This is a genomic window from Pseudoalteromonas sp. A757 (assembly GCF_004103285.1).
GTDB classification, from domain to species: Bacteria; Pseudomonadota; Gammaproteobacteria; order Enterobacterales; family Alteromonadaceae; genus Pseudoalteromonas; species Pseudoalteromonas galatheae.
Window position 1 is genome coordinate 203,705 of the sequence record NZ_QNQN01000074.1, and the last position, 12,522, is coordinate 216,226.

Consider the following 12,522-nt stretch of genomic DNA (forward strand, 5'->3'; position numbering starts at 1 on the left):
CTCCCTGAATCACTGACCGCATTTTATTCGCTTTCTGACTCCAAACACTTCCCCTATTAATTTTCACTGAGTATACTGACGCGCTTTTTTAAATTAGTTAGTCGTTACATACAACAAACGCTAGTTGAAATAGGTACTGGCCACCCGTTCAAAAAAAGTACAGGCATGCCTGAGCTCAACAAGTAGATATCTGATTAAGGTTTTTACTCGGTGACTCAACAAGCAATGCCAATCTGCATTGAAAAGTGTTCTATTTACCGCGCATCGTTTCTAACGTTGCATGCTAAGTATATGGCTCATTATTCAGTGTTGATTGAAAACATTAGATGCAATAACGCATTCTTTATAAAAATGGCCAGATACAACACATTGATTAGATTAGGAAGTACATATGAATTCAGTTCCGAAGGCCGGAGAATTTCTGGGTCACCCTAAAGGCCTCTTCTTATTATTTGGTACCGAAATGTGGGAGCGCTTTGGCTACTACGGTATGCGTGCCATCTTAGTTCTTTATCTTGTAGCACAAGTACAAAATGGCGGCTTTGGTTGGAGCAATGCCGACGCACTAAGCCTTTACGGCACATTTACCATGGCCGTTTATCTTACTCCGCTGTTTGGTGGTTGGCTTGCAGATAACGTATTAGGTCAGCGTAAAGCCATCATTATTGGTGGTATTTTAATGGCCGCAGGTCATTTTATTATGGGTATTCCTCACAGTGTTGTGGCAGGACAAGAAGTAAACGTCTTCTACCTTGGCTTAGCACTGCTTTGTCTAGGTAATGGCTTATTCAAGCCTAATATCTCAACGATGGTTGGCGATTTATACCAAGAAGGTGACAAGCGCCGTGACGGTGCATTTACTATCTTCTATATGGGTATCAACTTAGGTGGTGCATTAGGTCCACTTGTTGCCGGTTATGTAGCGGCAGTAGTTAACTGGCAGGCTGGCTTTATCGCGGCGGGTGTAGGTATGATCATTTCTGTGGTTATGCAGCTTATCTTAAGCCAGAAATACCTTGGCGATATCGGTAAAGTACCTTCAGCTAAACTTTCTCAACAGATGTCTGACTCTCTGACAAAAGAGCCGCTTACGAAGAAAGAAAAAGATCGTATTCGTGTTATTTTCACTATGAGTGTTTTCTCAATTATCTTCTGGATGGGTTTTGAGCAGGCAGGTGGCCTGATGAACCTATTCGCAAACGACTATACCAACCGTATGTTTATGGGCTTTGAGATCCCTGCTTCTTGGTTCCAGTCGCTGAACTCTATTTTCATCATCGTATTTGCGCCATTAGTAGCCATGATCTGGTTAAAGCTAGATAACAAAGAGCCAAACTCTCCTGTTAAGTTTGCCATTGGCCTTGTTTTCCTTGCGTTAGGCTTCTTAACTATGATGCTAGCACTTGCAACAGAGGGCGGCGAAGCGGGTGACACACTGCAGATCAGCATGATTTGGTTGGTGTTGTTCTATATGTTCCACACACTTGGCGAACTATGTTTATCACCAATCGGTCTTTCTATGGTAAGTAAATTGGCGCCACTACGTTTAGCATCACTACTAATGGGTATTTGGTTCCTATGTACGGCTGTTGCAAACAAACTTGCTGGTCTTGTGGGCTCTTTCATCGGTGAAGGCCAAGAAGCGATGAAAAATGCGATGAGCATCTTCATTGGTTTAGGTGGCGTAGCCTTGCTGTCTGCTGTGTTAATGTATCTATTAAGCAACAAGCTTGTAGATTGGATGCACGGCGCTGAGGGTAAGCACGAACCTCATACGCAAGAGCATTACCTTGCAGAAGAACTAGAAGTATCCGCTGAGAAGCAATAATATTTGCTGTAAACCACGCTAATTTAGCGTGGTTTACTTCTCTCTCAACAGTCAAATGTAAACATTTAAATACACTTAGCGTCATTTGACCTCTCAATTTAGTGATATGATAAAAAACCTCCTTTTCATGTTACCCCTCAACAAAAAGCATAAAAACCAAATAAAATCATAGTAATAGAGAGCAACCCCAATGAATATCCTGCAAAACTTCTTGCTATTTTCAGTCAAAATTTAAGCAAAAATAATTATCGTCAAGCCAGTATCAATTTTGTGTCTTTTACATGGCAATTGTGCAACTAAATTTACAAACTCTCCTACTGCTATTTACTGCCTCTAACTTCCCCTTTGCAGTAATTTGATTAATCATCCAGTCATAAATACTAACAAGTCACCCAGTGCTTAATACGGGAGTAAAACAATGAGTGAAGTAAATAATCCACTAGGCCTAGTCGGCATCGAGTTTACAGAATATGCAACACCAGACGCTGATTACATGGATAAGGTATTCACTGACTTTGGATTCTCAAAACTAAAGAAATTTAAAGACAAAGATATCGTTTACTACAACCAGCACGATATTCACTTTTTGTTGAATAACGAGCGTGAAGGCTTCTCGGCACAGTTTGCGAAAAGCCACGGTCCGGCAATTTGTTCTATGGGCTGGCGTGTAGAAAATGCGCAAAAGGCATTTGATACTGCGGTTGAGCGTGGTGCAAAACCAGCGACTGATTCAACACACAAAGACCTACCATACCCAGCGATTTACGGTATTGGCGATAGCCTTATCTATTTCATCGAAAACTTTGGCGATAAAGGCTCTATCTACGAGCAAGACTTCGTAGACCTAGAAGAGCAAAAGGTTGTTGAAGACAAAGGCTTTAAGCGCATCGATCACCTAACAAACAATGTTTATAAAGGAACGATGGAAACTTGGGCTAACTTCTATAAAGACGTATTTGGCTTTACTGAAGTTCGTTACTTTGACATCAAAGGTCAAAAAACGGCGCTACTTTCTTATGCACTTAAGTCACCATGTGGCACCTTCTCTATTCCAATCAACGAAGGTAAAGATGACAACAACAACCAAATCGATGAGTACTTAGATGAGTACAATGGTCCAGGAGTACAGCATTTAGCCTTTTTGACTGACGACTTGGTTGGCTCATTAGATAAGCTCGACAAGAGCACCATTGCCACCTTAGATATCGTAGATCACTACTACGACACTATCTTTGACCGTGTGCCTTGGGTTAAAGAAGATAAAGAAAAGATCAAACAGCACCAAATTCTGGTAGATAGCCAAAGCGAAGATTGCTACCTACTACAGATTTTCACTAAAAATCTGTTTGGCCCAATTTTCATCGAAATGATCCAACGTGTTGACGATGGCGGCTTTGGTGAAGGTAACTTCCAAGCGTTATTCGAGTCAATTGAACGTGACCAAGAGCGCCGTGGCGTGATCTAAGTACACCTATTAAATTAATTAAAAAGCAGCTAGCGATAGCTGCTTTTTGTGGTTTATCAAATTGCTATTACGACTTGAGTTTTTCACTTTTGACCATAACTCAAGTTGAAAGCCAAAATTAAAGGAAGGGCAATGTCTCAAATTAACGAAACACACGACATCCAATTAAAGAGTTGGGTAGCTAGTGCGAATGCGACTGGAACTGATTTCCCTATTCAAAACTTACCTTTTGCAGTATTTCGCCGTAAGAACAGTAACGAAGAATTTCGTGGCGGTGTTGCGATTGGCGATCAAGTACTAGATCTTGGTGCTGTTGTTGACGCTAACCTACTTTCAGGTGATGCAGCAGAGGCTGCAGAAGCGGCAAATGCCCCAGCATTAAACGAATTTATGGGTATGGGTCAACAGTACTGGTCAGCTCTAAGACTTGCGCTTTCTCGTGCATTACGTGAAGGCTCTGAACTGCAATCGAGCCTAGAAGGCGCATTGGTTGCACAAGATGACGTGGAATATGCTTTACCTTGCCACATTGGCGATTACACCGACTTTTATACCTCTATCTATCACGCAACAGCGGTGGGTAGCCTGTTCCGCCCTGATAACCCTCTGCTACCAAACTACAAGTGGGTACCAATCGGTTATCATGGTCGCTCTTCATCTATAGGTGTTTCAGGTCAAACATTCCCTCGCCCTAAAGGCCAGACTAAAGCACCTGATGCGGATACCCCATCTTTTGGTCCTTGTAAGCGCCTAGACTACGAGCTTGAGCTAGGTATTTATCTAGGTAAAGGTAATGAACTTGGTGACTCTATCGCGATTAAAGATGCTGAAGATCACGTTTTTGGTTTTTGTTTATTTAATGACTGGTCTGCACGTGACTTACAAGCCTGGGAATATCAACCATTAGGTCCATTCCTTGCGAAAAACTTCGCGTCAACGGTTTCTCCTTGGGTTGTAACCACAGAGGCTCTGGCACCATACCGCACTCAATGGCACCGTGATGAAAACGACCCACAACCGCTGGAATACTTAGAATCAACGCAAAACCGCGAGTCTGGTGCTATTGATATTCGCATGGATGTCTTACTAGAGACTGAAAAAATGCGTAGCGAAGGCGCTAAACCAAGCAAATTGTCTGAATCCAGCTTCAAGTACAGCTATTGGACGGTTGCGCAAATGGTGACACATCACACAGTGAATGGCTGTAACTTTTTACCAGGCGATATGCTAGGTTCGGGTACGCAATCAGGCCCTGAGCACGAAGAAGCGGGTTCATTACTCGAACTATCCCGTGGCGGCAAAGAAACCATTACTCTAGAAAATGGCGAAGAACGTAAGTTCTTAGAAGATGGTGATAAAGTAATTATGCGCGGCTGGTGTGAAGCTAATGGCTATAACCGTATCGGTTTTGGTTCTGTTGAAGGCACTATACTTCCAGCAAAATAATCGCAATTAATTGTGAGTTAATCGCAATTTTATTTACTTTTAAATCAAAGGCATGATGATTTCATGCCTTTTTTTAGTTCTAAAAACTGGAAATTTGACTAAAAATTGTTAGAGTGTAGCGCTGATTTAAATCCGAGGTTGAATGTTGCAAGTACTCAAGCGCCTATATCTAAAGCTGTTTAAGCCAACTCAATTAATTGTTCGTCAAGACGCAACTGTCAAGATGTTGAAATTGCCATCTTGGGTTCAAGCTTGCTCGATTTTGATTTTGCTTGCGCTCGCTATGTGGATAGCCAATGCCTCGCTCAAATTACAAGAAAACGGTGACAAGCTCACTAAAGAGCAACAAAACTTTGCGCAGCTGCAAGCCAAGTGGCAAGCAGAAAAATCACAGCTTCAAGCACGATTAGCACAGCAAAAAGGCATGCTTGACCAACTGTCACAGCAGCACAGTGTGCTTGAGTCATTAGTTGACTCGACCCAAACAACTGACGACAACGTAGCGGAAGGCGAGCTAGAAGAAATATCTTCAGACATTGAAAATCCACAACCAAGCTCTACAGCTGAGTTTGCTCCCCAAGCCAGTCTTCTACTCATTCAACAACGACAGCTCAGCGAACAGCTTGGGCAATCATTCAGCGCTGAAATTGCTGCGATGCAACAATCCATCGATAGTGCGGGATTACAATTATCATCTGATTTCTCAGAAGCGCAAGGTGGCCCCTACTTCCAAGCCGACTTAGAATTGGTAGAAGCCAGCTTTATTAATGCCATTGACCAATACGCAGTTTATGCACAGCTATCGACGATGATTGGCCAACTGCCAGACACATTACCTGTCGCTCAGGAAAAATATTATGTCTCTAGTGCTTTTGGCTTTCGTAAAGACCCAATAACTGGCCGCCGTGCTTATCATAAAGGTATCGATCTCGCAGGTTGGCACAAAACACAGATCGTAGCCCCAGCCTCTGGCACCGTTAAACGAGCGGGGAAAAATGGCGGCTATGGCAATTTTATTGAAATTGAACACGCCAATAACATCACCACACGCTACGGCCACCTTCACACCATCAAGGTAAAAAAAGGCCAGCAGATCAATAAAGGTGACGTAATTGCACTAATGGGCAGCACAGGAAGAAGTACGGCGACACACTTGCACTATGAAGTGATTCAAGGTAAAAAACACCTTAACCCAATTAAAATCGCTCGCGCATTCAATAAGTAACATCTAATTGCAATTACGCTGCGATAGTGAGGCATTCGTGTTTAACTCTTTTAAAAACCAACGAAACGACGTCCCAGCTATTATTGCTCATAGCACTAAAGTCACGGGCGATATTGTCTGTGAAGGTGAACTACAATTAGATGGCACCGTTCATGGTAACCTCGACATAGAAAAACTAATCATCGGCAATAAAGGTTTAGTACAAGGTAATATCCAAGCCAATGAGCTGACTATATTAGGCAAAGTGGAAGGTAATATTCAGGCTAAACAAGTCACGCTGCTTCCCAGCGCTCAAGTTTTTGGCAACATAGAACACGAAACCCTAACGATCGAAGCCGGTGCGCACGTCGATGGAAAACTAACACACCGTAATGAGCGAGCCAATAACGTCACGGCAATTGACTCTTCTGGTGATCAAACCATAAACAATTAAGATCTTTTCGCGCTGATATACATATTAATGTCGGCGTGGAATACCTTCTCCCCTGCAGTATTAAAGACCTCCACCGGTACAACTAACTCTTCTTTATCTTGCCATGCTCTTGGGTACTCTATTTGCGCCACGGCATGCAGATCGGTCTCGGCTTTGGCTAAGTATTGCACTGACATCCCCTTTGGGATCCAGCGATGGGTCTTATGATCGATGGTCGCGTCTGTCATGACTCCAGCACATAGCTCCGCAAGATTACACTGTGCAATCGCATGAACCGTGCCTATGTGGTTATGAATGGCTTTACGGTTGCGAATGGTCGCCCTACAAACGCCAGGCTTCAATTGTGTGATTTTAGGCTTGATGGTACCAAAGTAAGGAGCTTTACGACATACCGCCTTACTGAACATCCATTTACCAAATGGCAACCAACTCATCCTTTTATAAATTTTTAAAAGTGGTGCAGACATAAGATTTTTCTATAATGATTTTGCTTAAAATTAACACATCTGACCAGTTAATCAACCATCTATAATTATCAGCGAATAAAATATCTTAAAAATTTGCTAAATCGGCGCTTTGTCCTGTCTTTTCTCGTTCTCCACAATACAATAGCGACCAAAAGGAGACGCCATGACCCAATCAAACTCAAAAGCACTGATTTTTATTCTCGCTTTACTTGTTATCTTTTGCCCTTTAGGTATCGATCTCTATCTACCTGCATTTGTGGATATGCAGTCCAGTCTTCAAGTATCGGAAAGCCAAATTCAACAAACAGTGAGTATCTATATGCTAGCTGTGGGTCTTGGGCAGTTGATAGCAGGTCCGCTTGCGGATAAATATGGTCGTAAGCCGATTGCGCTAGTTGGAATAATTTTATTTGCGCTTGGTGCTATAATGGCAAGCTATGCCTCCACTTGGCCACTCATGATGGTAGCTCGAGTGCTGCAAGGCTTGGGGGCGTGTGCTACTTTTGTCAGCGCCTTTGCCATTGTTCGTGATAGTTTTGGGCACAAAGGCAGTGGCCAAATGATCACTTACCTCAATGGTATTGTATGTTTTATCCCAGCGTTAGCGCCAATTTTAGGTGCATGGCTCACTGTCGAATTTGGCTGGCAGAGTAATTTTAGCTTTTTGTTTGGCTTTGCCGTTCTTGGCCTCATCTTAGTTTCTCTTATCTATAAAGAGACTCGCCCCGAAGATACACATTACAGCGGTCATATCCTAGATTTGAGACGTTTTAAGCCAATGCTCAGTAGCTCAACTTTTTTATACAATGCCGCCTTAACGATGCTTGGTATGGCAGCAATGCTGGTATTTGTGATCTCAGCTCCGGGGTGGATCATGGCAAAAATGGGCGGCAGTGTTTCCGACTTTACCTTTTGGTTTACTGGCAACGCGGCGTTGAGTATTGTCGCAAGTTTTGTTGCTCCCCACTTCATCAAACGCAATAGCCAAAAGTCATTAACTTTCGGTCTCGCCGTTTTTAGCTTTAGTGGTCTGTTGCTACTGGCTTTGCCACAAACTGAAATAGCGCATTTTGTACTGCCAATGTATATGGCATCAATTGGCTTTGCATTTACGATCGGAGCTGCGGCTGGTAAAGCGTTATCAGGGTTTGCTAAACAAGCAGGGACGGCCTCAGCGTTGATTGGAGTATTACAGATGAGCGGTGCGGGTGTGCTTGCAACCATGACGCAACCACTGGCACTGGATGCCCCCATGCAACTTGCCTTGCACTTATTACTGGCGTTACCTTTCTTGCTATTACTAGCCACAAAGCATCGCCACCAGCTTCACAGCGCAGCTTAAACATTATTTATCGTAACAGTAGTAAAATTGTCACAACTAACAATGATAATAATCATACAGACAGCATCAGTGTTAAGGACGGCGGTACATAATGCTACCAAGTATGTGAGCAAGGTAGCAATGCAGCCTGTTTAGCAACACAAACTGTTGTGTTTTAACTCCCAACCAATTCAAGAATGTCGGTCTTTTGATCGGCATTTTTTATTTTACTACTTTCCCCCACCTTTTGTTGATAGCTTGTTCATATCCCTCTCTTAAGATCTGGATAAAACGAGTAAGCCTGTGACCACAGAAGTTTGTTCATTTCCATTTCACTTCTACACTCTATAATGGATTTGGACAGTCACAGAAGGAGTTCATAAAATGAGTACATCGGGTTATACCCCACCTAAAGTTTGGCAGTGGCCATGGCAAAGTGGCGATGGTAGTAAATTCGCAAATATCAACCGCCCTACTGCAGGCGCAAGATTCGAAAAGTCCCTACCGCAAGGCAAACACCCGTTACAACTCTACTCCCTAGCAACCCCAAACGGCGTGAAAGTGACTATCTTGCTAGAAGAGCTTTTAGCAGCCGGGGTAAAAGAAGCAGAATATGATGCCTTTTTAATTAATATCATGGAAGGTGAGCAATTTAGCTCAGGGTTTGTTGCACTTAATCCAAATTCTAAGATCCCCGCGTTATTAGATACCAGCACCAAGGAACCTACCAAAATCTTTGAGTCTGGCTCAATTTTGCTTTATTTAGCTGAAAAGTTCCAAAAGTTCATTCCACAAGATCCCACAAAACGCACCGAGTGTCTCAACTGGTTATTTTGGCAAATGGGGGCTGCGCCGCTTCTTGGTGGTGGATTTGGCCACTTCTATGCCTACGCACCCGAGCACTACGAATATCCAATCAACCGCTACACGATGGAAGTGAAGCGCCAACTGGATTTACTGAATCAACACCTAGCTACAAGAGAATATATTTGTGGCGATGAATACACTATCGCGGATATGGCAATCTGGCCGTGGTATGGCGTGCTAGCCCAAGGGCACCTATATGATGCGGCAGAGTTTTTAGACGTCAATGGCTATGAACACGTGATCCGCTGGGCTGGACTCATCGCCTCAAGAGATGCGGTCAAACGCGGAAAAATGGTAAATAGAACATGGGGAGAACCTCATGAGCAGCTTCATGAACGGCACGACGCCAGCGACTTTGATACCAACACCCAAGACAAACTAGAGCCATAACCACACCTTGGTTTAACAGGGGGGGTTTGATTAATCAGATTTAATCAAACCCGATTGTCTGTGTATCAGAAAAGATAGTGTTAGCACCTTGCTAGAAGCGCAAAAAGCTTTTGCTGGTATTAGAAGTCTTAGCTCGTTTGAGAAGTTATTAGGGGACGTCTTAAGAGTGAAGGTGCAAAATCAACTGATAACGTACTTGTTATATTTCTATGAATTCGGGCTTGATTAAACCAAAGCACTTCAGATCATGAAACTCACCTTTCCAGTAACCACTGGCGCGCCGAATTCCCTCTTCTTTAAAGCCAAGCTTTTTCAAAATTGATTCAGAAGCAATATTCCCAATCATGGTATCACCCTGAATTCTATATAATTCGTGAAAAGGTGTGTCTACTGAAAAGGCCAGCTCAATGATTTTACTTATCGCTTCGGAAGCATACCCAAGCCCCCAATAAAAAGAAGATAGCTCGTACCCTAACCCTGCATTTTTCATTTTTGGATTCCACGAATTGAAACCACAAGTACCTATAAGCTTCCCTGAATCTTTAAGTCGGATGGCCCAGCGAATACCCATATTTTCGGCGAAACGGCTATTGAAAAAATCTATCAACGCTAACGATTGCGCTTCAGTTTTATATGCTTCAATATCGTAAAACTTAACCACGTTTTCGTCGGAAAAAATAGCTAACAAAGCAAGACTGTCATCTCTTGATAGTTTATTAAGAATTAACCGAGATGTTTCTAGTTCTGGAAATTTCATATAAATTCTCTTTGAATTAACGTCGCAATAAAAGGCGAGCGGTAGCGAGTCCAGCCCACGCTTTTAGTGGGCGATTTTTAATTGCCTTGTTAGTTGTTTTTTTCATTTAGAACGCCATTTTTCCTTAGTTCTCTAAGCAACGCAGAAACTTCTTGCTTAAGGGTTTTGTGGGAATCCTTTAAGATTTTAGCGTAATCAACAAGCGCTGAATAATGTGCGATAGCTTGATTTTTATGTACTTCTAGTTGGGATTCAGCGTACAGTTTTTCGGAAAACTCCCATTTTGAAACCAGATCGTTATTCATGCGATAGGAGTCAATCATACCCTTGGCAAGAGTGTATGTTCTTACGATCTGCTTTCTTAAGTCATTGTTTGGTATACGCCCAATTAGAAAGCTATTGCCGTTGTATACGTTAAAGAAGTCGCTAACAAGAGGATAGTAGTATGCAAGGCCGTGACCATCATCAAGCGATTCTAATCTCGCCCCCATGGATTCTTGGTACCTTTCAAATACAGTTTCGATCTCATCGTGTATAGCTTGAAGCAGGCCCGAAATTATTTTCTCTTCATTTTCTTCGGAATGCTTAACTTGATTCTCGTGCGATTTCTGCGTAGCTTTTAACGAAAAGTAACCGGCAAGAAACCCTCCTACAACAGCACCCGCGACAGCGGAACCAAATGTACTCCAATCCATGCAACATCCTCTCAATTATTTCGGGCAACTAACACTTTAGTATTTATGCGACACGCAGTTTGTATTGCACAATCGCTTGTTGGACTGAGCTGCTACCTGCCCGGTGTGACAGAGTTGGTGTTGTTTATGCTATGGGAATTTGCTTTTTAGATACATTAGCCAAATCATTTGGTTTGAACAGCTAATCTATTATTAATTAAGCTTTCCCTGCATTGCTCAGCGCTTATTATGTGTTCATTACACCTAAATTTGCCTTAATAAGCAATTATATTTTTTACGCGTACAGAGGCCGCTAACCTGAGCAATTAAGCAGGTTAACTGCTTGATTTTACACAGCAGCCCTAATCAAGCATCCCCTCCTTGGTTAATATCAAAGCGCATCCATGCGCTTCTCGTTCATTCTTTTTAGACGACGAAAAAGAACGAACCAAGAAAACGTCGCCCCAGCATCACACTCAATCCTCAAACCCTAAGCCGATATAGTGCAACCGTCTTGTAAGGCACGTCCCTATACCAGACAAGACTTGGCCGACATCCTGTCGGCACATTGCATATCGGCTTATGCTTTTCGGGTGTGATGGAGGGGAAATCGCGCTGTCTGTTAGTTCTGGTTTCATCTCCTGAAGCAGCTAAGTCGCTTACAAGCACCACAAGAATTTATCAGCGCCTTGTGTCTCCCTCATCACACCCGAAAGTAAATTGCCAATGAGTCATTTCAACGCATGGATGCGTGAAAAGCGGTGACAGGGACAGGGATGTCCCTTACATAGCGGTGACGTTCATATTGGCAATTTACTTGAGGAGTCAGTGTGATGTTGGGAGTGCCCTTTCTTTTGCATACTTGTTCTTTGGGCATCAAAGAAAAGTAAGTCGTAGCCCATGGAGGGGCGTCGAAACCTGTCAGGAGGACATATTAGCCTTACCCTCCTTGGCTTATATCAAAGCGCATCCATGCGCTTCTCGTTCATTCTTTTGAAACGACGCGATCGAGCGAACCAAGAAAACGTCGCCCCAGCATCACACTCAATCCTCAAACCCTAAGCCGATATAGTGCAACCGTCTTGTAAGGCACGTCCTTGTGCCTGACAAGACTTGGCCGACATCCTGTCGGCACATTGCATATCGGCTTATGCTTTTCGGGTGTGATGGTGGGGGAATAAGTCGCTTGTGAGATCGTCTACGGCTTTTATGATTAAGTTGCTTACAAGCACCACAAAAACGATCCGAGTGAGCACCTAATTAACAGTCTAAATTGTTTTGTGGGAGGTGATTTACCCGCCGAGCTGTTATGTTTTTCGGGTGTGGTAAAGGGGATTAGTATTGACTGCAAGTTCTAGTTTTTCTCTCAAAAGCAGCTAATTTTCCTACAAGCACCAAAAAAAGCTTTCAGCACCGTTTTCCTCCCTCATCACACCCGAAAGTAAATTGCCAATGAGTCATTTCAACGCATGGATGCGTGAAAAGCGGTGACAGGGCCAAGGATAGCCCTTACACCGCGGTCACGTTCATATTGGCAATTTAATTGAGGAGTCAGTGTGATGTTGGGAGTGCCCTTTCTTTTGCATACTTGTTCTTTGGGCATCAAAGAAAGTAAGTCGTAGCCCATGGATGGGCGTCCAAAGCTGTCA

The 12,522-nt window shown here is 43.1% G+C and carries 10 protein-coding genes; 7 read left to right on the forward strand and 3 right to left on the reverse strand.

Annotation, left to right across the window (positions count from 1 at the left end; translation table 11 throughout):
• The first annotated feature begins 391 nt into the window (after positions 1–391).
• The 5 genes from DRB05_RS20480 (at position 392) to DRB05_RS20500 (ending at position 6,397) form a co-directional block, all read left to right on the forward strand.
• Entirely contained in the window at positions 392–1,828 is a 1,437-nt protein-coding gene (locus tag DRB05_RS20480; protein ID WP_128728561.1) for a peptide MFS transporter, read from the forward strand.
• A 418-nt stretch (positions 1,829–2,246) separates the two neighbouring features.
• The gene (gene hppD / locus DRB05_RS20485; RefSeq protein WP_128728562.1) at positions 2,247–3,293 is read left to right on the forward strand and encodes a 4-hydroxyphenylpyruvate dioxygenase; all 1,047 of its coding nucleotides are present in this window, start codon (positions 2,247–2,249) and stop codon (positions 3,291–3,293) included.
• A gap of 132 nt (positions 3,294–3,425) precedes the next feature.
• A complete protein-coding gene (gene fahA / locus DRB05_RS20490; RefSeq protein WP_128728563.1) occupies positions 3,426–4,739 on the forward strand; it encodes a fumarylacetoacetase in 1,314 nt (437 codons plus the stop codon).
• Between the two features lie 142 nt (positions 4,740–4,881).
• Positions 4,882–5,964 (forward strand): M23 family metallopeptidase, encoded by a 1,083-nt coding sequence (locus DRB05_RS20495; protein ID WP_128728564.1) that lies wholly within the window; start codon positions 4,882–4,884, stop codon positions 5,962–5,964.
• A gap of 37 nt (positions 5,965–6,001) precedes the next feature.
• Positions 6,002–6,397: a polymer-forming cytoskeletal protein gene (locus DRB05_RS20500; RefSeq protein ID WP_128728565.1), complete on the forward strand. Its 396-nt coding sequence runs from the start codon at positions 6,002–6,004 to the stop codon at positions 6,395–6,397.
• On the opposite strand, the gene DRB05_RS20505 is transcribed toward DRB05_RS20500, so the two are convergent.
• Positions 6,394–6,864, reverse strand: coding sequence for a hotdog fold domain-containing protein (locus DRB05_RS20505; protein ID WP_010606036.1), 471 nt, complete (start codon positions 6,862–6,864; stop codon positions 6,394–6,396). The two genes, DRB05_RS20500 and DRB05_RS20505, sit on opposite strands and share 4 nt — an antisense overlap.
• A 163-nt stretch (positions 6,865–7,027) precedes the next feature.
• Between DRB05_RS20505 and DRB05_RS20510 the strand changes: the two genes are divergently transcribed.
• The gene (locus DRB05_RS20510; RefSeq protein WP_128728566.1) at positions 7,028–8,206 is read left to right on the forward strand and encodes a multidrug effflux MFS transporter; all 1,179 of its coding nucleotides are present in this window, start codon (positions 7,028–7,030) and stop codon (positions 8,204–8,206) included.
• A 363-nt stretch (positions 8,207–8,569) separates the two neighbouring features.
• Positions 8,570–9,442: a glutathione-dependent disulfide-bond oxidoreductase gene (yghU, locus tag DRB05_RS20515; protein WP_128728567.1), complete on the forward strand. Its 873-nt coding sequence runs from the start codon at positions 8,570–8,572 to the stop codon at positions 9,440–9,442.
• 199 nt (positions 9,443–9,641) lie between these two features.
• Here yghU and DRB05_RS20520 read toward each other — a convergent pair whose 3' ends face one another.
• The gene (locus DRB05_RS20520) at positions 9,642–10,199 is read right to left on the reverse strand and encodes a GNAT family protein (RefSeq protein ID WP_125251611.1); all 558 of its coding nucleotides are present in this window, start codon (positions 10,197–10,199) and stop codon (positions 9,642–9,644) included.
• 89 nt (positions 10,200–10,288) lie between these two features.
• On the reverse strand, positions 10,289–10,894 hold the full coding sequence (locus tag DRB05_RS20525) for a hypothetical protein (protein WP_125251610.1): 606 nt from the start codon (positions 10,892–10,894) through the stop codon (positions 10,289–10,291).
• Positions 10,895–12,522: the final 1,628 nt, after the last annotated feature.